Source organism: Pseudomonas sp. SCA2728.1_7, from assembly GCF_018138145.1.
Lineage (GTDB): Bacteria > Pseudomonadota > Gammaproteobacteria > Pseudomonadales > Pseudomonadaceae > Aquipseudomonas > Aquipseudomonas koreensis_A.
In genome coordinates this window covers 4,138,659-4,161,292 of the sequence record NZ_CP073104.1, presented here as the reverse complement: position 1 = coordinate 4,161,292, position 22,634 = coordinate 4,138,659, and the positions used below count along the sequence as shown (strand labels likewise).

Genomic DNA, 22,634 nt, shown 5'->3' with positions numbered 1-22,634 from the left:
TTATCTTTTTTCGCCCTGATCCGGCCCTACAGGTAATCGCGATAAACGCGGCTCTTTTGCCACCTTCAGGGCTTGTCCACACATGCGTCTTCCCACGATTCGTCAGCGTTTTTCCTACCACTGCATTGCCTACAGCCTACTGATGACCAGCGCCGCGTCCTGCCTGGTAATGACCAACAACGCCTTCGCGGCGACGGCCGCCCAGCGCTACACCATTGTTGCCGGCCCGCTGGACAATGCCTTGAGCCAGTTCGCCTCGGCTGCGAATGTGATTCTGTCGTTCTCGCCACAGCAGACCAGCCGTTTGCGCAGCGCCGGGCTGAACGGCAACTTCACCGTCGACCAGGGATTCGCCCAACTGCTGCAAGGCTCGGGGTTGCAAGCCGTACCGCAGGCGCCGGGCAGCTACATTCTGCAGGCACTGCCGAACGGCGATTCACTGGAGCTGGCCCCGACCAACATCAACGGTGAGTTGGCTAACCCGATGAATCTCGATTACGCCGCCGACGTCGGCTATAAAGCGCAGAACAGCCGGATCGGTACGAAAACCAGCACGCCGTTGTCGGAAACGCCGCGCTCGGTGTCAGTCGTAACCGCGCAACGCATGAAAGATCAGAAATCTCAGACGCTCACCGAGGTGCTTGGCTACGTGCCGGGGATCTTTGCTCCTCCGTTTGCCGCCGGCGACAGTCTGGCCGGCGATCTGTTTTTCATTCGCGGTTTCAACGCCACCGATTACGGCTACGGCCTGCTGCGCGATGGACTCCGTGTGCAAGGAAACCGCTATGACACCAGTACCGAGCCTTACGGTCTTGAGCGAGTGGAGATTTTCCGCGGCCCGTCTTCTCTGCTGTACGGCGAAAACGCCCCCGGCGGCCTGGTCAATCTGGTGAGCAAACGGCCAACCGCTGCACCGCAAGGCGAAGTGCAACTGGGCTATGGCTCGAACAACCGTCGGCAGATCGGCGTCGACGTGTCGGGGCCACTCAACGACAGCGGCAACATTCTCGGGCGCATCGTCATGCTCGGTCGCAAGGCCGACACCCAGACCGATCACGTCCCGGATGACCGCCTCTACATCGCCCCTTCGCTGACCCTGAATATCGACGACTTCAACACCCTGACCCTGCTGGCCAACTACCAGAAGGATCACACCAACATGGAACTTGGCCTACCGGCGGCCGGGACTTTGCTGACAAACCCCAACGGCAAGTTATCCAAGGACACCATGCTCGGCGACCCGGACTGGAACACTTTCGAGCGGGAAACCTGGAGCACCGGTTACGAATTCAGCCACTCATTCAACGACGACTGGCAGTTCCGCCAGAACTCGCGCTACATGCAGTCGCGCATTACCCGCCACGAAACCTGGCCAGGCAACCTCAACAATGCCGGTTTCGGCACACGCCTGAACATGACGGCCTACGATCGCTACAACAAATCGATGGTGTATTCGCTGGATAACCAACTGGAAGGCAAATTCCAGCTCGGTGAGCTGGAAAACACCGTGCTGTTCGGCGCCAGCTACGATCGTACTTCGTTCAATCAGGACTGGAATGCCGGCATCGTCGGGCCGATCGATGTGTATAACCCGGTTTACCTGCGCGACCCGACCACGCCGATCGCGGTGCAAAACACCTTGCTTGAGCAACAGATGAAAGGGGTTTATGCACAGATCCAGAGCAAGTACGACCATTGGCTGTTCCTGCTCGGTGGCCGTCAGGACTGGGTCGACAGTGATTTCCGCGACAAGGTGGCCAAGGGCAGCAACATCAGCTCCGAGGACAAGAAATTCACTTATCAAGGTGGGGTGATGTACCAGTTCGACAACGGCATGACGCCGTATGTCAGCTACTCCACCTCGTTCGTACCGGTGCAGCAGATTTCCAATGCCGGCACTCCGCTCGACCCGATCACCAGCAGCCAATATGAAGTGGGCCTGAAGTACGAACCGATCGGCTGGGATACTGCGTTCACCGCGTCGGTGTATGACTTGCGCAAAAAGGACGACACCTACTTCGATTCGACCACGTCGACCTATCGTCAGGTCGGCGAAAGCCGTTCCAAAGGTGTGGAACTGGAACTGAACAGCAACCTGACCCAGAACCTCAATGTTACTGCCGCTTATACCTACACCGATGCGCGCATTACCAAGGATGCCGCGACGTCATTGGTCAAAGGCCATCAAATGACCGGCGTGCCACGTAATCAGGCGTCGGTCTGGGCGAAATACCGTTTCCTCGATGGCGATCTGAAAGGTCTGTATGTGGGGGGCGGTGTGCGTTATTTCGACAGTGCCTTCGCTTACACCTCGCCTTCTCTGTACGGAAAGCTCGATGCCGGCGATGTCACGTTGGTAGATGCGGCGATCGGCTATCAGATCGACACGCACTGGAGCGTCGACCTGAACGCGAAAAACCTGTTCGACAAGGAGTATGTGTCGGGATGCAACGATGCCGGTCGCTGCTACTGGGGTGAAGACCGCACCTTGCTCGGTACGGTCTCTTACAATTGGTAAAACGAAGAAGGGGCTGTGGATAAATTTCCACAGCCCCTTTTTGTTATTTGCCGATGCAAAAGCTGGAAAAGATTCTTCCCAGCAGATCATCAGAGCTGAAAGCCCCGGTGATTTCACCCAGAGAATGCTGGGCCTGACGCAAATCTTCGGCGAGCAATTCACCGGCACCCGCCAATGTCAGCTGCGCACGGCCGTGTTCCAGCGCGGCACTGGCATGGCGCAGAGCCTCGAGATGGCGACGACGTGCACTGAAGCTGCTTTCCGACGTTTGCTCGTAACCCATGCAGGCCTTGAGATGATCGCGCAGCAAGTCCAGACCTTCACCGGCCGACTTGGCGCTGAGGCTGATCGTCACGTGCCCGTCTTCGCTGGTTTCCAAAACAATGGCTTCGCCCGTTAGATCGGCCTTGTTGCGGATCAAAGTAACTTTGGCCGGATCTGGCCGGGTTTCGAGGAATTCAGGCCACAGGGCAAACGGATCAAGTGCTTCCGGAGCGGTCGCATCGACCACCAGCAACACCCGATCTGCCTCGCCAATGGCTTTCAACGCCCGTTCAACGCCGATCTTTTCCACATGATCATCGGTATCACGCAAACCTGCAGTATCGACAACGTGCAGCGGCATGCCGTCAATGTGGATATGTTCGCGCAGGATATCTCGCGTGGTGCCGGCAATCTCAGTCACGATTGCAGCTTCGCGACCGGCCAACGCATTCAGCAGGCTGGATTTACCGGCATTCGGACGCCCGGCAATCACCACGGTCATGCCATCACGCAACAACGCGCCCTGCCCGGCTTCGCGCAATACTGTGGATAACTCATCACGGACTTTGTCGAGCATGCTCAGCACATGGCCATCGGCGAGGAAGTCGATTTCTTCTTCCGGAAAGTCGATGGCAGCTTCGACGTAGATACGCAAACCGATCAGCTGTTCGGTCAAGTTATGCACACGCTGGGAAAACGCACCCTGCAGAGAACGCAGAGCATTACGCGCGGCCTGTGCAGAACTGGCTTCGATCAAATCGGCAATCGCCTCGGCCTGGGCCAGGTCGAGTTTGTCATTGAGGAAGGCGCGTTCGCTGAATTCACCCGGACGCGCCAAACGGCAACCCAGTTCCAGGCAGCGCTTGAGCAACATGTCCAGAACGATCGGGCCGCCGTGGCCTTGCAGTTCCAGCACGTCTTCGCCGGTGAACGAGTTTGGCCCCGGGAAATACAGCGCCAGACCTTCATCGAGGACTTGCTGGTCTTCGCTGAAAAACGGCCCGTAATGGGTGTAACGCGGTTTCAGTTCGCGGCCGCTGATCGCTTTTGCCGCGACACTGGCCAACGGCCCGGAAATACGGACGATGCCCACACCACCACGACCTTGAGCGGTGGCAACGGCGGCGATGGTTTCACGAGGTGTGCTCATAAACCGGAATCCAGACAAAAGTGGCAGATAGCAAAACGCCCCACTAGGGGGCGTTTTGAGTGGTGTTATCCACAGTGCAAGTTACGCCTCGGCTTTTTTCGTCGCCGCTTCGATCTTACGCGTGATGTACCACTGTTGTGCAATCGACAGGCAGTTGTTCACAACCCAGTACAGCACCAGACCTGCCGGGAACCACAGGAAGAAGAAGGTGAAGATGATTGGCATCATTTTCATGACCTTCGCCTGCATCGGATCCGGCGGAGTCGGGTTCAGCTGCTGCTGGATGAACATGGTTGCGCCCATGATGATCGGCAGAATGAAGAACGGATCCTTGATCGACAGGTCAGTGATCCACAGCATGAATGGCGCCTGGCGCATTTCCACGCTTTCCAGCAGAACCCAGTACAGCGAAAGGAAAACCGGCATCTGCACGAGGATCGGCAAGCAACCACCCAGCGGATTGATCTTCTCTTTCTTGTACAGCTCCATCATGGCTTGCGACATTTTCTGCCGATCATCGCCATGTTGCTCTTTTAGAGCAGCCAGTTTCGGTGCAACGGCACGCATGCGCGCCATCGATTTGTAGCTGGCAGCCGACAGAGGGAAGAACAGACCCTTGATCAGCATGGTCAGGAAGATGATCGACCAGCCCCAGTTTCCGACAATGGCGTGGATGTGTTGCAGCAGCCAGAAGATTGGCTGGGCAATGAACCACAGAATGCCGTAGTCGACGGTCAGTTCCAGACCTGGGGACAACTCTTTCAGTACAGCCTGGCTTTTCGGACCGGCGTACAGCACAGCGCTGGTTTCAACTTTGGCACCCGGTGCAGCGGTCAGTGTCGGACCGGTGTAACCGATGATGTAGTTGCCTTTGCTGTCTTTACGGGTCTGGACGATGTTGTTTTCGCCCTTGGCCGGAATCCACGCGGTCACGAAGTAGTGTTGCAGCCAGGCTACCCAACCACCAGTGACGGTTTCTTTCAGCTGTGCCTTGTCCATGTCCTTCATGGACACTTTCTTGTACGGCTCCGAACTTGTCCACAGGGCAGCGCCCAAGTAAGTCGCGGTGCCAGTAGCAGTCGTGGACGAAGGATCAGCGCTGTTGTCGCGCTTCAACTGAGCAAACATTGCGCCGTTCCAGGGCTGAGCGCTCTGGTTATCCACAATGTAGGAAACGGCTACGTCATACAGGCCGCGTTTCAGGGTGAAACGCTTGATGTAATTGACGCCGTCCTTGCTGAACTTCAGGTCGACGACCAGTTGGTCCTGACCGTCAGCCAGTTGATAAGTCTTCTTCTCCGCGGAGTAGACCGGACGACCGGCCGGATTTGCATCCGGGCCGTTGGTGCCGATCAGACCGCTTTGGGCCAGATAAACACGTTCGCCGCCGTTATCGAACAGCTGGAACGGGACATCAGGACGATCCTGACGACGCGGATACAGAGGCAAGGTCAGTTGAGCGACATCGCCACCTTGTGGATCGATCGCGAGATCGAGCACATCGGTTTTGATCTGGATCAGATCCTTGCTGGCGGCTACCGGCGTTTCGGCAGGTGCGCTGGTATCGCTAGCGGCGCGCGGAATATCGTCACTGGCGGCAGCATTATTGCCAGTGGCGGTGTCCGGCAAACCGGATGTAGTCGTACTGGAAGCAACATTCTGAGTCGGCAGGGCAGCCTGACCATAGTCCTGGTTCCATTTAAGGACCATAACGTAGGCCACGATTGCCAGGGCGACGATCAGGATCGTGCGTTTGATATCCATGATTACTCGGCCATCGAAGAAGAACGGGAGGTAGGGATAGGTGGAACCGGGTCATAACCACCGGGATTCCACGGATGACAGCGACCTAAACGACGAAAGGTCAGCCAGCCACCGCGCAGAAGGCCATGATTTTCAATGGCTTCATACGCGTAGCAGGAACAACTGGGGTAGAAACGACAGTGACTGGCCATCAAAGGACTAATGGCATAGCGATAAAACTGGATCGGAACGAGGGCCAGTTTACGCATCGGTACTGTCTACCCCTACAGTTTCGGTTTTGACTTCTGGAACTGGCTTGCTGCGTGCCAGACGCTTCCAGAGCTTGCCGAAATGCTGAATCAATTCGGGGTTTTCTACATCGCCCAGACCTTTGCGCGCGACGATAACGATATCCCAGCCGACCAGTGAATCCTGGTGCAGACGGAACGATTCGCGCATCAAACGTTTGAGGCGATTGCGCTCAACGGAGAGCTTTACGCTCTTTTTCCCGATAACCAGCCCGAGACGGGGGTGATCGAGATCGTTGTTGCGTGCAAGGAGCAGGAGATTTTTCCCCGGAACCTTGCCGGTAGGGGAGTCAAAGACTGCCTTGAAATGCCGGGGGGTAAGCAGACGCTTTTCCCGACTGAAGTCCTGACTCACCTCCAGTACCGGATTATCAAACTGCCAGACGCGCACGACCTTTGGCGCGGCGACGCGACAGGACAGCACGGCCGTTCTTGGTAGCCATGCGAGCACGGAAACCGTGGGTACGGGCGCGTTTGATAGTGCTTGGTTGGAAAGTACGTTTCATGTCGTGTTACCTGGTTCGTCCACAACGGGCCGGAATGGCCCCCGTTTTAAGAGACCGGGGATTCTAGAGAAAGCAAGCCTTCAGGTCAATTTCCAACCAACGTTTCCTTATAAATAGATCTCAAGGTGTTCTTTGCCTGATCACCTGCTCGCCATACATAAAAATAAAGAAGGGAATTATTTAAAGCTTTTCTGTAAAGCTTATAAAAGCTAGGCACGCCTTCTTCTGTGGATAAGTGGCAGCAGCCCATGTTTTACCTGCTGTACAGAGAATGACAACTACAGTGGAAAACCGTGATCAGCCTGTGCTGCGCTATCGGATAACCTGTGCGTGGAATGGGCTGTTATCCACAGGCAGGTTATCCACCGAGTTCAACCCCCAGTTGTCCAGTGCCCTTAGAGGCGGTTATCCACAGAGCTTATTCACACACCGTTGGTCGCCTTTTTCTGATTTAACGCGTTGATAAATCATGCTCACCCGGCAACCTGCATGTGGATAAGTGGACGGCTCGCCGCTACAATGGCCGCTTGTTTTTGCCTCACCGGCTTTCAACTTAGGGGATATCCGTGTCAGTGGAACTTTGGCAGCAGTGCGTGGAGCTTTTGCGCGAGGAGCTGCCTGCCCAACAATTCAACACCTGGATCCGTCCACTACAGGTCGAAGCCGAAGGCGACGAGTTGCGCGTCTACGCACCGAACCGTTTTGTGCTGGACTGGGTCAACGAAAAGTACCTGGGACGGGTCCTTGAACTGCTGGATGAGCACGGCAACGGCATGGCGCCTGCGCTTTCCTTATTAATAGGCAGCAAACGCAGTTCCGCTCCGCGTGCCGCACCGAATGCGCCGCTGGCCGCCGCACAGGTTTCTCAGGCTCAGGCCAATGCCGCGCCTGCGAACACGCCGGCACCCTCGCAGACGCCTGCACCGACGGCCAAGCGCTCTACGCAGAAAAGCCCTGAAATCAGCGATGAACCGTCTCGCGACAGTTTCGACCCGATGTCCGGCGCTGCTTCGCAACAGGCCCCGGTCCGTGCCGAACAGCGCACCGTGCAGGTCGAAGGTGCGCTCAAGCACACCAGTTATCTGAACCGCACCTTTACCTTTGAAAACTTCGTCGAAGGTAAATCCAACCAGCTCGCCCGCGCGGCGGCCTGGCAAGTGGCGGACAACCCCAAGCACGGTTACAACCCACTGTTCCTTTATGGTGGTGTCGGCCTGGGTAAAACCCACTTGATGCACGCGGTGGGTAACCACCTATTAAAGAAGAACCCGAATGCCAAGGTCGTGTACCTGCATTCCGAGCGTTTCGTCGCCGACATGGTCAAGGCGCTGCAACTGAACGCGATCAACGAGTTCAAGCGTTTCTACCGTTCGGTGGATGCCTTGCTGATCGACGACATTCAGTTCTTCGCCCGCAAAGAGCGTTCGCAGGAAGAGTTTTTCCACACCTTCAACGCCCTGCTTGAAGGTGGCCAGCAGGTCATTCTCACCAGTGACCGCTACCCGAAAGAAATCGAAGGCCTTGAAGAGCGCCTCAAATCCCGCTTTGGCTGGGGCCTGACGGTAGCCGTCGAGCCGCCGGAACTGGAAACCCGCGTCGCGATCTTGATGAAGAAGGCCGACCAGGCCAAAGTCGAGTTGCCGCACGACGCCGCGTTCTTTATTGCCCAGCGCATTCGCTCCAACGTCCGAGAGCTGGAAGGCGCGCTGAAACGCGTGATCGCCCACTCGCACTTCATGGGCCGCGACATCACCATCGAACTGATTCGCGAATCCCTGAAAGACCTGTTGGCGTTGCAGGACAAACTGGTCTCTGTGGATAACATTCAGCGCACCGTCGCCGAGTACTACAAGATCAAGATCTCGGACTTGCTGTCCAAGCGCCGTTCGCGCTCGGTGGCGCGTCCGCGTCAGGTGGCCATGGCCTTGTCCAAGGAACTGACCAACCACAGCCTGCCGGAAATCGGCGATGTGTTTGGCGGCCGTGACCACACCACCGTGTTGCACGCCTGCCGCAAGATCAACGAACTTAAGGAATCCGACGCGGACATCCGCGAGGACTACAAGAACCTGCTGCGTACACTGACCACTTGATGAACACCAGCGCAGCTTATTAAGGCAAGGGACTAGACCATGCATTTCACCATTCAACGCGAAGCCCTGTTGAAACCCCTGCAACTGGTCGCAGGCGTTGTCGAGCGCCGACAGACCTTGCCGGTACTCTCCAACGTGCTGCTGGTTGTCGAAGGCCAGCAACTGTCGCTGACCGGTACCGACCTGGAAGTCGAGCTGGTCGGTCGTGTGCAACTTGAAGAGCCGGCTGAAACAGGTTCCATCACTGTGCCTGCGCGCAAGCTGATGGATATCTGCAAAAGCTTGCCCAATGATGCGCTGATCGACATCAAGGTCGACGAGCAGAAGCTGGTGGTAAAAGCCGGCCGTAGCCGTTTCACCCTGTCGACCTTGCCGGCCAACGATTTCCCGACCGTTGAAGAAGGTCCGGGCTCTCTGACCTGCAGCCTTGAGCAAAGCAAACTGCGTCGCCTGATCGAACGCACCAGCTTCGCCATGGCTCAGCAGGACGTGCGTTATTACCTCAACGGTATGCTGCTGGAAGTGTCCGAAGGCATCATCCGCGCCGTGGCCACCGACGGTCACCGTCTGGCCATGTGCTCGATGAAAGCCGATATCGGCCAGCCTGATCGCCATCAAGTGATCGTGCCGCGCAAAGGTATCCTTGAACTGGCACGGCTGCTCACCGAGCCCGACGGCAACGTCAGCATCGTCCTGGGTCAGCATCATATCCGCGCGACCACCGGCGAATTCACCTTCACCTCGAAACTGGTCGACGGCAAATTCCCGGACTACGAGCGCGTTCTGCCGAAGGGCGGCGACAAACTGGTACTCGGCGATCGCCAGGCGCTGCGTGAAGCGTTCAGCCGTACCGCGATTCTGTCCAACGAGAAGTACCGCGGTATCCGTCTGCAACTGGCCAGCGGTCAGTTGAAGATCCAGGCCAACAACCCGGAGCAGGAAGAAGCGGAAGAAGAAGTCGGCGTTGAATACAACGGCGGCTCGCTGGAAATCGGCTTCAACGTGAGCTACTTGCTTGACGTGCTGGGCGTGATGACCACCGAGCAGGTTCGTCTGATCCTGTCCGACTCCAACAGCAGTGCGCTGGTGCAAGAGTCTGACAACGACGATTCGGCTTACGTTGTCATGCCGATGCGTCTGTAATCAGCTGACTCTGGATGTCCTTAAGTCGTGTTTCGGTCACCGCGGTGCGCAATCTGCACCCGGTGACCTTCTCCCCCTCCCCCCGCATCAACATTCTTTACGGCGCCAACGGCAGCGGCAAAACCAGTGTTCTGGAAGCCATTCATCTGCTGGGGCTTGCCCGTTCGTTTCGTAGCACGCGGCTTTTGCCGGTCATCCAGTATGAACAGCTCGCCTGTACCGTGTTCGGTCAGGTCGAATTGGCCGAGGGTGGCCATAGCGCGTTGGGGATCTCGCGTGATCGTCAGGGCGAGTTCCAGATCCGCATCGACGGTCAGAACGCCCGCAGTGCTGCGCAACTGGCGGAGATCCTGCCATTGCAGTTGATCAACCCCGACAGCTTCCGTCTGCTTGAAGGTGCGCCGAAGATTCGCCGGCAGTTTCTCGACTGGGGCGTGTTCCACGTCGAGCCACGGTTCATGGCCACTTGGCAGCGTTTGCAGAAGGCCTTGCGCCAGAGAAACTCATGGCTGCGGCATGGTACACTTGACGCCGTTTCGCAAGCGGTTTGGGACAGGGAACTGTGCCAGGCCAGCGCTGAAATCGATGAATACCGCCGCGCTTACATCAAAGCCTTGAAACCAGTCTTTGAACAAACCTTGAGCGAACTGGTTGAGCTCGAAGGTTTGACGCTCAGCTATTACCGAGGCTGGGACAAAGACCGGGAACTGAGCGCCGTACTGGCTGGTTCCGTGCAACGGGATCAGCAAATGGGTCATACCCAGGCCGGACCGCAACGAGCTGATTTGCGTCTTAGATTGGGCGCACACAATGCCGCGGACATTTTGTCCCGGGGTCAGCAGAAGTTGGTGGTCTGTGCACTGCGGATTGCCCAAGGGCATCTGGTCAGCCAGGCCCGCCGCGGTCAGTGTATTTATCTGGTGGATGACTTGCCGTCCGAGCTGGACGAGGGCCACCGTCGCGCGCTGTGCCGCTTGCTGGAAGACTTACGCTGCCAGGTGTTCATCACCTGTGTAGATCACGAATTATTGAGGGAAGGCTGGCAGACGGAAACGCCAGTCGCTCTGTTCCACGTGGAACAGGGCCGTATCACCCAGACCCACGACCATCGGGAGTGAAGGCATTGAGCGAAGAAAATACGTACGACTCAACGAGCATTAAAGTGCTGAAAGGCCTGGATGCCGTACGCAAACGTCCCGGTATGTACATTGGTGACACCGACGATGGCAGCGGTCTGCACCACATGGTGTTCGAGGTGGTCGACAACTCGATCGACGAAGCCCTCGCCGGCCACTGCGACGACATCAGCATCATCATCCACCCGGATGAGTCCATCACCGTTAAAGATAACGGCCGTGGCATCCCGGTAGACGTGCACAAAGAGGAAGGCGTTTCCGCCGCCGAGGTCATCATGACCGTCCTCCACGCTGGCGGTAAGTTCGACGACAACTCCTACAAAGTATCCGGCGGTCTGCACGGTGTAGGTGTGTCGGTAGTGAACGCACTGTCCGAAGAGCTGGTACTGACCGTTCGCCGCAGCGGCAAGATCTGGGAACAGACCTACGTTCACGGCGTACCTCAGGCGCCGATGGCCATCGTTGGCGACAGCGAAACCACCGGCACCCAGATCCACTTCAAGGCTTCCAGCGAAACCTTCAAGAACATTCACTTCAGCTGGGACATCCTCGCCAAGCGCATTCGTGAACTGTCCTTCCTCAACTCCGGTGTCGGCATCGTCCTCAAGGATGAGCGCAGCGGCAAGGAAGAGCTGTTCAAGTACGAAGGCGGTTTGCGTGCGTTCGTTGAATATCTGAACACCAACAAGACTGCGGTCAATCAGGTATTCCACTTCAACATCCAGCGTGAAGACGGCATCGGCGTGGAAATCGCCCTGCAGTGGAACGACAGCTTCAACGAGAACCTGTTGTGCTTCACCAACAACATTCCGCAGCGCGACGGCGGTACTCACCTGGTGGGTTTCCGTTCGGCACTGACGCGTAACCTGAACAACTACATCGAGCAGGAAGGTCTGGCGAAAAAACACAAAGTCGCCACCACCGGTGACGATGCCCGTGAAGGCCTGACCGCGATCATCTCGGTGAAAGTGCCGGATCCGAAGTTCAGCTCGCAGACCAAAGACAAGCTGGTCTCTTCCGAAGTGAAGACCGCGGTCGAGCAGGAGATGGGCAAGTACTTCTCCGACTTCCTTCTGGAAAACCCGAACGAAGCCAAGCTGGTCGTCGGCAAGATGATCGACGCGGCGCGTGCCCGTGAAGCGGCGCGTAAAGCCCGTGAGATGACCCGCCGCAAAGGCGCGCTGGACATCGCCGGCCTGCCGGGCAAGCTCGCTGACTGCCAGGAAAAAGACCCGGCGCTGTCCGAACTGTACCTCGTGGAAGGTGACTCCGCGGGCGGCTCTGCCAAGCAGGGACGTAACCGCAAGACCCAGGCGATCCTGCCGTTGAAGGGCAAGATCCTCAACGTCGAGAAAGCGCGTTTCGACAAGATGATCTCTTCTCAGGAAGTGGGCACTTTGATCACCGCGCTGGGCTGCGGTATCGGTCGCGACGAATACAACATCGACAAGCTGCGTTATCACAACATCATCATCATGACCGATGCTGACGTTGACGGTTCGCACATCCGTACGCTGCTGCTGACCTTCTTCTTCCGTCAGTTGCCGGAGCTGATCGAGCGTGGCTACATCTACATCGCCCAGCCGCCGCTGTACAAGGTCAAGAAAGGCAAGCAAGAGCAATACATCAAAGACGACGACGCCATGGAAGAGTACATGACGCAGTCGGCCCTGGAAGATGCGAGCCTGCACCTGAACGAAGAAGCCCCGGGCATTTCCGGTGAAGCGCTGGAGCGTCTGGTAAACGACTTCCGCATGGTGATGAAGACCCTCAAGCGTCTGTCGCGCCTGTACCCGCAGGAGCTGACCGAGCACTTCATCTACCTGCCGGCCGTGAGCCTGGAAAAGCTCGGCGACCACGCCGCAATGCAAGAGTGGCTGGCCCAGTACGAAGCGCGTCTGCGCACCGTGGAGAAATCCGGTCTGGTCTACAAAGCCAGCCTGCGTGAAGATCGTGAACGTGGCGTGTGGCTGCCAGAGGTCGAACTGATCTCCCACGGCCTGTCGAACTACGTCACCTTCAACCGCGACTTCTTCGGCAGCAACGACTACAAAACCGTCGTCACCCTCGGCGCTCAACTGAGCACCCTGCTCGACGAAGGTGCGTACATTCAGCGTGGCGAGCGCAAGAAAGCGGTCACCGAGTTCAAGGAAGCACTGGACTGGCTGATGGCCGAAAGCACCAAGCGCCACACCATCCAGCGATACAAAGGTCTGGGCGAAATGAACCCGGATCAGCTGTGGGAAACCACCATGGACCCGAGCGTGCGCCGCATGCTGAAAGTCACCATCGAAGACGCCATTGGCGCAGACCAGATCTTCAACACCCTGATGGGTGATGCGGTCGAACCTCGCCGTGACTTCATCGAGAGCAATGCGCTGGCGGTATCCAATCTGGACTTCTAGGTTGCCGACTCCGCACAGGAAAGGCCCGCGCAAGCGGGCTTTTTTTTGCGTTCAATTTCGTCTTGAAGCGCGATACGATGCGGCTCTTTCGTCGCAGACAGGCGGCGGCCAGATTGTAGAAAAACGACTAAAAAAAGAGCAATCAATTGACTCATCAATGCGTCAGGAAGGATTCCGTCACACGTCTATCGGTCAATGTGCTGCCCCTGCTGTTGGGGATTCTGGCCTTTTTTATCGTCATCGGTCCAAGGGCGCTAAACCCGCAAAACATTGCGTGGCTGGGCAGCGGTGATCCGGCGACGCACTATCTTGGCTGGGTGTTTTTCAGGCATTCGCCTTGGTCGTTGCCGCTGGGGCTCAATCCTTCGTATGGATTGGAGCTGAGCAGCGCGATCATCTACTCGGATTCGAACCCGCTGCTGGCGTTGATCTTCAAACCCTTTGCCGCATGGCTTCCCGAGCCTTTCCAGTACTTTGGCCTGTGGCTGTTATTGTGTTTTGTGTTGCAGGGCTGGTTTGCCTGGAAGCTGATGGGCCTGGCCACCGCCAACATTGCGCTGCGTTTGCTGGGGGCGGCACTGTTTCTGTTCAACCCGGCGCTGATTTCGCGGATGGCAGAGCATTTATCTCTCGCCGGGCACTTCCTGATCCTGGCCGCCCTGTATCTGGCCCTGCGCCCTCATGTCGAGCGGCGTTGTCCGGCCTGGGGCACGTTGCTGGCGGTCGCGGCCTTGATACACGCTTATCTGTTGGCAATGGTTGGCTTGATCTGGCTCGCCGACTTGCTGGCCCGATCATTGAGGCGGCAGCTGCTGCTGAAAAAGGCGTTTGTCGAGCTGGTTGGCCTGCTGTTGCTGACCGGGGTGTGTTGCTGGCAAGCAGGCTATTTCACCGTTGAAGGTGAGGGACTGGCTTCATTCGGATTCGGACTGTTTCGCGCCAATGTGCTGACGTTTTTCGACCCCGCTGGATGGTCTCGCGTCCTCGGCGATATACCTGGCGTACCTGGGGATTCGGCCGGCATGGCTTTCCCGGGGCTGGGGGTGATGTTTCTGCTCGTTTGCGCGCTGTGGTTCATTTGCTCAGGCGAAGGCCAGATCGTTGCAACGATGCGCAAACGCTGGTTATTGCTGCTGGCACTGTTTGGACTGATGCTTTTTGCATTCTCCAACAGGATCGGCGTCGGACCGCTCGAGTTCGTCTACTGGTTGCCTGACCCCGTCATTTCCATGGCCGGTATTTTCCGCGCTTCGGGGCGGATGATCTGGCCGGTCATGTACGCGGCGATCTTTGCGGTGGTGTTCCTGATCGCGCGTAACGCGGCGCCACGGACTGCGCTGTTGCTGCTGGTGACAGCCCTTCTGGTACAGGTCTTCGACACCCGCGCCGGTTGGGCAGGCATACGCCGGCAGCAGATGGTCACACCTGCTGCGACCTGGAAAACCCCGATGGTCAATCCGTTCTGGCAAAGCGCGGCAGCGCACTATCAGAAGGTCCGCTACGTGATTCCGCAGAACCTGACGACGCATTGGATGACCCTCTCCGATTACGCGGGCCGCAATCATCTCGCCACCGATGCGGTGTACCTGGGCCGGGTGAGTGCGCAAGCGCAGGAGGATCTGCAGCGTACTGCCGCCAGAACCATCGACTCCGGCAAGTATGAGCGCGATACCCTCTACGTGCTTGAGCAGCGGACAGCGCTGCAAGCGGCGCTAAACGTGGATGGCGACAGCGATATGCTGGCCAGGATTGACGGCTTCCATGTGCTGGCACCGGGCTGGAAGCGCTGCGCTGACTGTCTGCCACTCATGGCCGGTGCTCCCCGGGATTTGATCCCTTCATTCGACACCGGCGAAAAGCTGCAGTTTGTGGAGGGGAGCCGGGGCACGGATGCACTTGGAAAAGGCTGGTGGTTTGCCGAGGCGTGGGGCACCGGATCGGTAGGGCCGGATGCCGAGATCATCCTGCGCCCCAAGGCTGGCGTGAGTTCACTGACGCTTGAAACCAACGCGTTCCTGTCTGAGAAAACGCCGCGCCAAACGGTGGATATCAGCATCAATAACGTGCCGGTAATCTCTGCCAGCCTGACCAACGCCACCAGCAATGCAATCAATATCAACCTGCCCGCCGAGGTGCAGGCCCTCGTCGCGCAACAAGGTGTGCTGCGTATCCAGCTGCATTTCCCGCTGGCAGTCAGTCCGCATGATCTCGGCTGGGGAGAAGACATCCGCAAACTGGCGATTGGTTTGCTGGCATTGACCTTTCATTGATCAGTGGTGCCAGCCGGGGCCAACGCAATGCCGTTGGCCTTCCCTCTTCACTCGCTCGTTGCCGTGACACTTTCCAGTCGATATCCATACCCATAAATGGTCAGCAGTTGCCAACCCCGCTCCGCCGTCAGCCCGAGCTTGTTGCGCAGACGATAGATATGCGTATCCAACGGTCGCGATGACGCCATCTCCTCATGCGGCCAGAACCGCTCATAGAGATAATCCCGCGACAACGGCCGGCCCAGATTGCTGAACAGACACCGCGCCAGTCGATACTCGCGCTCGGTCATGACGATGGGTTTTCCCTCGCGGGTAACAGTCAGTTCGGCGTCATCGAAGGCCAGGTCGTTGAAGCTCAGCACTTCGCTCGCGGCGGTGCGTTGTTGGGCATGTCGCCGTAGCACCGCAGCCACTCGCGCCTTCAGCTCATTGGGCCGAAACGGCTTGCTAACGTAATCATCAGCCCCGGCGTTCAGCGCCTGAACAATATCGCTCTCACCATCGCGACTGGTCAGCATGATCGCTGCCGGTGGCGCTTCCATGTGCTCGCGGGTCCAGCGCAGCAGGGATAGACCCGTGAGGTCGGGCAGTTGCCAGTCGAGGATCAGCAGGTCGAAGGTCTCCCGGCGTAGCTGTCGCAACAGGTCTTCACCACGCTCGAAGCTGTGCAGTGACCACGGCTGTTCGCCGGCATCGGCCATTTGCTGCAGGGTTTGTTCGACCCGGCGCAGTTCGGCGGGTTCGTCGTCCAGTATCGCAACGCGCATACGCGGTGGTTCCTTGTTGCTTGGGCAGTTGGGCGTCAACCATAGTCGCTTGGTCATCACCTTGAAAGTAAGCGGCCCGCCGTTGGTCGACGTCCGCTATGATTCTTCGGGTCTACGTCTCAGACCTTTGACCTATGAAAGCATTCACCCTGCCCTGCCCTTTTTCCCCATGAACAATCAGCGCCGGCGCGAAAGCCGTGAGCCGAGTCAGGTGCAGCGACTGTTTCGACAGTTGGTGCGTGAGTGGTTGTGGATAAGTCTAGTGCTGTTGCCGCTGACTGCGCTGCTGTCTTACCGTGCGCAGATCAACTTGCACAATGCGCACCCGGCGACGGGCGCATTGTTGTCGGTCGCTTGGGTGGCAGGCAGTCTAGGGCTGCTGTTATGGCGCCCGCGCTGGGCGCTTTGGGTCACGTTGATCGGCATGGCGTGTGCACTGCTAGCCAGTGCGGCTCTGGCAGAAATGCGCCTTTGGTGGTCGCCGACGCCGGCAGTGCTGGGCATGTTGTTCGGTTATCTGATCTGGAATTGGCGGCGCCTGAGTGTGGTGTTGACCTATTTCGGTTGGGAATTGGCACGACTGGACAGTGAACCGAAAGTTTTCCCCGAGCGCCGTCGCTCGCAATTCACCGGGGCTGACCGCCTGCAGGGTCAGATCATGGCGCTCGAACAAGCCATGAGCCGCACCCGCGATACCCGGCGTTTTATCGCCGACGGTCTGGAGTACCTGCCGGTTGCCACACTGATCAGTGACCCCAAGGGGCAGATACTGTTGGGCAATCGCAAGGCTCGCCAGCTCTTCGATAACAACCTGGTGGGGGATGACGTCCTCGATCAACTCGAGTGGCTCGGTTACCCGGAGTTATCCACAGAGCTGCGCCCGCCGCTTTCCGCCCTGCCGCTGTTGGAGTTCCGTGATCACAAGGAGCGCAGCCTGCGTCTGGAACGTGCCGCCCTCCTTCCGGTGGACGGTGACACGCCAATTGGCTGGCTGCTGAGCCTCACCGACCTCAGTGCCGAACGCGCGGCCGAGGAACAACGTAGCGTGTTGCTGCGCTTTCTTTCCCACGACCTGCGCGCGCCGCACTCGGCGATCCTCGCCCTGCTCGATGTGCACCGTCATCAAGTCGGGGCCGATGCGCCGTTGTTCGAACAAATCGAACGCCAGGTACGTCGCGCGCTGGATCTGACTGACGGGTTTGTTCTGTTGGCGCGGGCCGAATCCGAGGCTTACCAATTTCAGCCGACGCTGTTCGCGATGTTGGTGCTGGACGTACTGGATCAAGCGTTGCCCATCGCCCAGCAGAAACGTATCGAGCTGCTGCATGACATGGATGAAGAGTCGCAGGAACGTCTGATCAATGCTGATCAGGGCTTGCTGACCCGCGCGCTGTTCAACCTGCTGGAGAACGCGATCAAGTACAGCCCGGCAGATACCACTATCACCCTGCGCGTCAGTTGCCGTGAGGAATGGTTGCACTGTGAATTGATCGATCAAGGCAAGGGCATCGCCGCTGATGAATTGCCCGACCTGTTCAGTCAATACCGACGTTTTTCTTCCGCGCAGGGCATCGACGGCGTGGGCCTCGGCTTGTCGATGGTCAAAGCGGTAGTCGATCATCACGGCGGCAAAATCGAATGCCGCAGCGTGGTTGATCAAGGCACCACCTTCCTGCTTGAGTTACCGCTTGTCCCCGACTGATCAGGCACAAAAAAACCGGCTATATCAGCCGGTTTTTTTACATCCGAAAAAAACTTATGCACCTTTTACGGTCTTTTATGAGCTTGAGAAATATATAAGTAAATCAATCACTTATTGTCAACATTCAAGCGTTTTCAACAAAACCGTACACAGGTTATCCACAAAATCTCAGACAGCCACTTGATCGCTTGCAGCAGGTGCCTGCGGGGCCGGTGGCAGTGAGCCCATTTCGCGCTGAGTCTTCTCGTTCCAGGCTTGCACCCGGTCGTTCAGCTCGGCGATGGCGCGCGGGCCTGTGCCTTCGGCATACATCGGCTCACCGATGACTACGGTGATCACGCCGGACTTCTTGCCCCAACCGATTTTCGGCCAGAACTTGCCGGCATTGTGTGCAATCGGCAGCACAGGAAGCGCCGCATTCACCGCCAACGCGCTACCACTGCGGGAGAACTTGCCGACAGTGCCGTAAGGAACGCGTGTACCTTCCGGGAAGATCAGCACCCAAACGTTGTCTTTCAGCAGCTCATCACCCTTCGCCGCGACTTGTTTCAGCGCCGCTTTCGGGTTGTCGCGGTCAATCGCGATCGGCCGCAGCATGGCCATCGCCCAGCCGAAGAACGGCACGTACAGCAGTTCGCGTTTGAGCACCTGGCTCAACGGCGAGAAATAAGCGGAGAGAAAAAACGTCTCCCAGGTACTCTGGTGGTTCGACTGAATCACGCAGGGCCGGTCAGGCACGTTTTCAGCGCCTTTGATTTCGTAACGAATACCGAGGAACACCTTGGTCAGCCACAAGGCGCAACGGCACCAGTACACGTTGATAAAACGATAACGCGCCTTGAACGGCAAAAACGGCGCGATAAAAAAACTCAAGCTGCACCACAGCAGGGAGGTGGTGCCCAGCAGCAGGTAAAAGAGAAAAATCCTGATGGCCCGCAGTATCGACATAGTGACGTTTACCGTGACGGGGCAATGCCCGAGTGTTCAAGCGCACTCCCGATCAATCCCTGGTCAGGAACTTCAGAAGTACTCTAGTTGTGGATAAGTTCTGCGGCAATCGCCGCCAGATCGTCAAAAATCAGAGTGCCAACCGGCAGGGTTTTGCCCTGAGTCTTCGCGCCTTTTCCGGTCTTTACCAAAACTGGCTGTGAATCGACGGCTTTGGCGGCCTCCAGGTCACCAAGGCTGTCGCCGACGAACCAGACATTGGTCAGCTCGACGTTGTAATGCGCCGCGATGGTTTTCAACATCCCTGGTCTCGGCTTGCGGCAATCGCAGCCTTCGTCCGGCCCATGCGGGCAGTACACGATCAGCCCGACCTCACCGCCCTGCTCCGCTACCAGTTCGCGCAAACGCGCGTGCATGGCATCGAGAGTGGCGAGGTCGTAGTAGCCGCGAGCGATGCCCGACTGGTTGGTGGCCACTGCCACCGTCCAGCCGGCCTTGCTCAACTGCGCAATCGCCTCGATCGAGCCGGGCAACGGAATCCACTCCGCCACCGACTTGATGTAAGCGTCGGAGTCGTAATTGATCACGCCGTCCCGATCAAGAATCAGCAGTTTCAACAGCAATCCCTCAACCCAGCAGCGAAATGTCGGCAACGCCGAGGAACAGACCACGCAGGCGCGCCAGCAGCGCGTAACGGTTGGCCCGCACATTGGCGTCGTCGGCATTGACCATCACCGCGTCGAAGAACGCATCCACCGGCTCACGCAATGCCGCCAGGCGTGCCAGCGATTCGTTGTACTGACGCGCCGCGGCCATTGGCTGCACCGCTTGATCCGCTTGCTGGATCGCCGAGTACAGCGAGAACTCGTTGGCGTTGTCGAAGTACTTGGCTTGCACCTCTGTCGGCACCGCGCCTTCGAGTTTGCTCAACAGGTTCGATACACGCTTGTTCACCGCCGCCAGCGCTGCCGCTTCCGGCAGTTTGCGGAAGGCTTGCACCGCTTGCACACGCTGATCGAAGTCCAGCGCCGAACCCGGCTTCAAAGCACGAACCGACAGGTAAGTGGCCACTTCAACGCCTTCGTCTTCGTAACGTGCACGCAGACGGTCGAAGATGAATTCCAGCACGGACTCGTTGAGGCCGGCAGCCTTGACCTTGGCACCGAATGCGGCCACGGCGAACGCCACGGCATCGTTCAGGTCCAGATCGAGTTTCTTCTCGATGAGGATACGCAGCACGCCGAGTGCCGCACGGCGCAGGGCATACGGGTCTTTGCTACCGGTTGGCAGCATGCCGATACCGAAGATACCGACCAGGGTGTCGAGCTTGTCAGCGATCGCGACGGCTGCACCGGTCAGGGTCGCCGGCAGTTCTGCACCGGCACCGCGAGGCATGTACTGCTCGTTGAGCGCCAGCGCGACGTCTTCCGGCTCGCCGTCATTGAGGGCGTAGTAGTAACCGGCGACACCTTGCATCTCCGGGAACTCGCCGACCATTTCGGTGGCCAGGTCGCACTTCGACAGCAGGCCAGCGCGAGCGGCCCACGAGGCGTTGCCACCGATGCGCGCGGCGATGTACGCAGCCAGTTTCGATACGCGTTCGGCCTTGTCGTAGACGCTGCCGAGTTTTTCCTGGAACACCACGTTCTTCAGGCGATCGTTGAAAGCTTCGAGTTTCTGCTTCTTGTCCTGCTTGAAGAAGAACTCGGCGTCGGTCAGGCGTGGGCGAACCACTTTCTCGTTACCGGCGATGATCTGTTGCGGGTCTTTGCTTTCGATGTTGGCCACAGTAATGAAACGTGGCAGCAACTTGCCGTCGGCATCCAGCAGGCAGAAATACTTCTGGTTGTCCTGCATGGTGGTGATCAGTGCTTCTTGCGGCACGTCGAGGAAACGCTCCTCGAACGAGCACACGAGAGGCACCGGCCATTCAACCAGCGCGGTCACTTCGTCGAGCAGTGCCGGCGGAACGATGGCCGTGCCTTCCTGACGGGTGGCCAGCTCTTCGGTGCGCTTGCTGATGATCTCGCGACGCTCATTGGCGTCGGCCAGCACATAAGCGGCACGCAGGTCAGCGAGGTAGCTCGACGGCGAACCGATGCGCACGCTTTCCGGGTGATGGAAACGGTGACCACGGGAGTCACGGCCAGCCTTCTGCGCGAGGATGGTGCAGTCGATGACCTGGTCGCCGAGCAGCATCACCAGCCATTGGGTCGGACGCACGAACTCTTCCTTACGCGCACCCCAACGCATGCGTTTCGGGATCGGCAGGTCGTTCAGCGAATCTTCGACGATGGTCGGCAGCAGGCTCGCGGTCGGCTTGCCAGCGATGCTCTGGCTGTAACGCAGTTTCGGGCCGCTCTGGTCGATTTCGCTCAGATCAACGCCGCACTTCTTGGCAAAGCCCAATGCTGCCTGAGTCGGGTTGCCGTCAGCGTCGAACGCCGCCTGACGTGGCGGGCCGTCGAGGTTGATGCTGCGATCCGGCTGCTGGGTAGCCAGCGCGGTGATCAGCACAGCCAGACGACGCGGTGCGGCGTAGACGGTTTTGGTTTCGTAGCTCAGGCCAGCGGCTTGCAGGCCCTTGTCGATACCGGCGAGGAACGCGTCAGCCAAGGTGTTCAGGGCTTTCGGTGGCAGTTCTTCGGTGCCCAGTTCAACCAGAAAATCTTGCGCACTCATTGTGCTGCCTCCAGCTTGGCCAGTACTTCGTCACGCAGGTCCGGGGTCGCCATCGGGAAGCCCAGCTTGGCGCGTGCCAGCAGGTAGGCTTGCGCAACGGAACGCGCCAGGGTGCGAACGCGCAGAATGTATTGCTGACGCGCGGTCACCGAGATCGCCCGGCGCGCATCCAGCAGGTTGAAGGTGTGCGACGCCTTCAGAACCATTTCGTAGCTCGGCAACGGCAGCGGCTGGTCGAGTTCGATCAGACGCTTGGCTTCGCCTTCATAGAAGTCGAACAGTTCGAAAAGTTTGTCGACGTTGGCGTGCTCGAAGTTGTAAGTGGACTGCTCCACTTCGTTCTGGTGGAACACGTCGCCGTAGGTGACTTTGCCCATCGGGCCGTCAGCCCAGACCAGGTCGTAGACCGAATCCACGCCTTGCAGGTACATGGCCAGACGCTCGAGACCGTAAGTGATCTCGCCGGTCACCGGGTAGCACTCGATGCCGCCCGCCTGCTGGAAGTAAGTGAACTGAGTCACTTCCATGCCGTTCAGCCAGACTTCCCAGCCCAGACCCCAGGCGCCGAGGGTCGGCGATTCCCAGTTGTCTTCGACGAAGCGAATGTCGTGGACCAGCGGGTCCAGACCGACATGCTTGAGCGAGCCCAGGTACAGTTCCTGGAAGTTGTCCGGGTTCGGCTTGAGGACGACCTGGAACTGATAGTAGTGCTGCAGACGGTTAGGGTTTTCACCGTAGCGGCCGTCAGTCGGACGGCGGCTTGGCTGCACGTAGGCGGCGTTCCAGGTTTCCGGGCCGATGGCGCGGAGGAAGGTCGCGGTGTGGAAAGTGCCGGCGCCTACTTCCATATCGTAGGGCTGAAGTACCACGCAACCTTGTTCGGCCCAGTATTGCTGGAGCGCGAGGATCAAGTCTTGGAAGGTACGCACGGCTGGCGTAGGCTGGCTCACGAAATTCACCTGTTTCTTGGGCTGCGATTTAAAGAGCGGGAGTATACCC

General features: G+C 58.2%; 17 protein-coding genes. 7 read left to right on the top strand and 10 right to left on the bottom strand.

The annotated features are described in order from the left end of the window. The first annotated feature begins 82 nt into the window (after positions 1-82). Complete coding sequence (locus KBP52_RS18470) at positions 83-2,518, top strand: TonB-dependent siderophore receptor (protein ID WP_212620710.1); 2,436 nt, start codon at positions 83-85, stop codon at positions 2,516-2,518. Positions 2,519-2,561: 43 nt separating this feature from the next. Here KBP52_RS18470 and mnmE read toward each other — a convergent pair whose 3' ends face one another. The 5 genes from mnmE to rpmH form a co-directional block, all read right to left on the bottom strand. Then, on the bottom strand, positions 2,562-3,932 hold the full coding sequence (gene mnmE / locus KBP52_RS18465) for a tRNA uridine-5-carboxymethylaminomethyl(34) synthesis GTPase MnmE (protein ID WP_212620709.1): 1,371 nt from the start codon (positions 3,930-3,932) through the stop codon (positions 2,562-2,564). Positions 3,933-4,013: 81 nt separating this feature from the next. Next, on the bottom strand, positions 4,014-5,696 hold the full coding sequence (gene yidC, locus KBP52_RS18460; RefSeq protein WP_212620708.1) for a membrane protein insertase YidC: 1,683 nt from the start codon (positions 5,694-5,696) through the stop codon (positions 4,014-4,016). 2 nt (positions 5,697-5,698) lie between these two features. Further along, on the bottom strand, positions 5,699-5,944 hold the full coding sequence (yidD, locus tag KBP52_RS18455; protein ID WP_010465488.1) for a membrane protein insertion efficiency factor YidD: 246 nt from the start codon (positions 5,942-5,944) through the stop codon (positions 5,699-5,701). Continuing rightward, positions 5,937-6,338, bottom strand: a complete 402-nt coding sequence (gene rnpA / locus KBP52_RS18450) for a ribonuclease P protein component (RefSeq protein WP_016984072.1) — start codon at positions 6,336-6,338, stop codon at positions 5,937-5,939. The genes yidD and rnpA overlap by 8 nt, the downstream gene beginning before the upstream one ends. A 16-nt stretch (positions 6,339-6,354) precedes the next feature. After that, positions 6,355-6,489 carry a 50S ribosomal protein L34 gene (rpmH, locus tag KBP52_RS18445; RefSeq protein WP_003213577.1) on the bottom strand — a complete coding sequence of 45 codons (135 nt, stop codon included), beginning with the start codon at positions 6,487-6,489 and terminating at the stop codon, positions 6,355-6,357. A gap of 566 nt (positions 6,490-7,055) precedes the next feature. On the opposite strand from rpmH, the gene dnaA reads away from it, so the two are divergent. The 5 genes from dnaA to KBP52_RS18420 all read left to right on the top strand — a co-directional run bounded on the left by dnaA (position 7,056) and on the right by KBP52_RS18420 (position 15,536). Next, complete coding sequence (gene dnaA / locus KBP52_RS18440) at positions 7,056-8,582, top strand: chromosomal replication initiator protein DnaA (protein ID WP_212620707.1); 1,527 nt, start codon at positions 7,056-7,058, stop codon at positions 8,580-8,582. Between the two features lie 39 nt (positions 8,583-8,621). Further along, positions 8,622-9,725, top strand: a complete 1,104-nt coding sequence (gene dnaN, locus KBP52_RS18435; protein WP_007911887.1) for a DNA polymerase III subunit beta — start codon at positions 8,622-8,624, stop codon at positions 9,723-9,725. A gap of 14 nt (positions 9,726-9,739) precedes the next feature. Then, the gene (gene recF / locus KBP52_RS18430; RefSeq protein ID WP_038359568.1) at positions 9,740-10,843 is read left to right on the top strand and encodes a DNA replication/repair protein RecF; all 1,104 of its coding nucleotides are present in this window, start codon (positions 9,740-9,742) and stop codon (positions 10,841-10,843) included. Positions 10,844-10,848: 5 nt separating this feature from the next. Further along, positions 10,849-13,266 (top strand): DNA topoisomerase (ATP-hydrolyzing) subunit B, encoded by a 2,418-nt coding sequence (gene gyrB, locus KBP52_RS18425; protein ID WP_007911885.1) that lies wholly within the window; start codon positions 10,849-10,851, stop codon positions 13,264-13,266. A gap of 146 nt (positions 13,267-13,412) precedes the next feature. Then, a complete protein-coding gene (locus KBP52_RS18420) occupies positions 13,413-15,536 on the top strand; it encodes a DUF6311 domain-containing protein (protein ID WP_212620706.1) in 2,124 nt (707 codons plus the stop codon). 47 nt (positions 15,537-15,583) lie between these two features. Here KBP52_RS18420 and KBP52_RS18415 read toward each other — a convergent pair whose 3' ends face one another. Then, positions 15,584-16,303, bottom strand: coding sequence for a response regulator transcription factor (locus tag KBP52_RS18415; protein ID WP_077575163.1), 720 nt, complete (start codon positions 16,301-16,303; stop codon positions 15,584-15,586). 169 nt (positions 16,304-16,472) lie between these two features. On the opposite strand from KBP52_RS18415, the gene KBP52_RS18410 reads away from it, so the two are divergent. Next, positions 16,473-18,005 (top strand): HAMP domain-containing sensor histidine kinase, encoded by a 1,533-nt coding sequence (locus KBP52_RS18410; RefSeq protein WP_212620705.1) that lies wholly within the window; start codon positions 16,473-16,475, stop codon positions 18,003-18,005. Between the two features lie 168 nt (positions 18,006-18,173). On the opposite strand, the gene KBP52_RS18405 is transcribed toward KBP52_RS18410, so the two are convergent. The 4 genes from KBP52_RS18405 to glyQ all read right to left on the bottom strand — a co-directional run bounded on the left by KBP52_RS18405 (position 18,174) and on the right by glyQ (position 22,585). Next, positions 18,174-18,953 (bottom strand): lysophospholipid acyltransferase family protein, encoded by a 780-nt coding sequence (locus KBP52_RS18405; protein ID WP_201236184.1) that lies wholly within the window; start codon positions 18,951-18,953, stop codon positions 18,174-18,176. Between the two features lie 83 nt (positions 18,954-19,036). Beyond that, positions 19,037-19,576 carry a D-glycero-beta-D-manno-heptose 1,7-bisphosphate 7-phosphatase gene (gene gmhB / locus KBP52_RS18400; protein WP_212620704.1) on the bottom strand — a complete coding sequence of 180 codons (540 nt, stop codon included), beginning with the start codon at positions 19,574-19,576 and terminating at the stop codon, positions 19,037-19,039. 4 nt (positions 19,577-19,580) lie between these two features. Continuing rightward, positions 19,581-21,635: a glycine--tRNA ligase subunit beta gene (glyS, locus tag KBP52_RS18395; RefSeq protein ID WP_123593435.1), complete on the bottom strand. Its 2,055-nt coding sequence runs from the start codon at positions 21,633-21,635 to the stop codon at positions 19,581-19,583. Beyond that, entirely contained in the window at positions 21,632-22,585 is a 954-nt protein-coding gene (glyQ, locus tag KBP52_RS18390) for a glycine--tRNA ligase subunit alpha (RefSeq protein WP_034152298.1), read from the bottom strand. Before glyQ ends, glyS begins: the two co-directional genes overlap by 4 nt. Positions 22,586-22,634 lie beyond the last annotated feature (49 nt).

What these genes read in the sequence shown, in the direction of transcription:
- recF (WP_038359568.1), top strand. Translation starts at nt 9,740, where the DNA reads ATGTCCTTAAGTCGTGTTTCGGTCACCGCGGTGCGCAATCTGCACCCG.
- KBP52_RS18405 (WP_201236184.1), bottom strand. Translation starts at nt 18,953, where the DNA reads ATGTCGATACTGCGGGCCATCAGGATTTTTCTCTTTTACCTGCTGCTG.
- dnaN (WP_007911887.1), top strand. Translation starts at nt 8,622, where the DNA reads ATGCATTTCACCATTCAACGCGAAGCCCTGTTGAAACCCCTGCAACTG.
- KBP52_RS18470 (WP_212620710.1), top strand. Translation starts at nt 83, where the DNA reads ATGCGTCTTCCCACGATTCGTCAGCGTTTTTCCTACCACTGCATTGCC.
- yidD (WP_010465488.1), bottom strand. Translation starts at nt 5,944, where the DNA reads ATGCGTAAACTGGCCCTCGTTCCGATCCAGTTTTATCGCTATGCCATT.
- glyS (WP_123593435.1), bottom strand. Translation starts at nt 21,635, where the DNA reads ATGAGTGCGCAAGATTTTCTGGTTGAACTGGGCACCGAAGAACTGCCA.
- rpmH (WP_003213577.1), bottom strand. Translation starts at nt 6,489, where the DNA reads ATGAAACGTACTTTCCAACCAAGCACTATCAAACGCGCCCGTACCCAC.
- KBP52_RS18410 (WP_212620705.1), top strand. Translation starts at nt 16,473, where the DNA reads ATGAACAATCAGCGCCGGCGCGAAAGCCGTGAGCCGAGTCAGGTGCAG.
- mnmE (WP_212620709.1), bottom strand. Translation starts at nt 3,932, where the DNA reads ATGAGCACACCTCGTGAAACCATCGCCGCCGTTGCCACCGCTCAAGGT.
- KBP52_RS18415 (WP_077575163.1), bottom strand. Translation starts at nt 16,303, where the DNA reads ATGCGCGTTGCGATACTGGACGACGAACCCGCCGAACTGCGCCGGGTC.
- yidC (WP_212620708.1), bottom strand. Translation starts at nt 5,696, where the DNA reads ATGGATATCAAACGCACGATCCTGATCGTCGCCCTGGCAATCGTGGCC.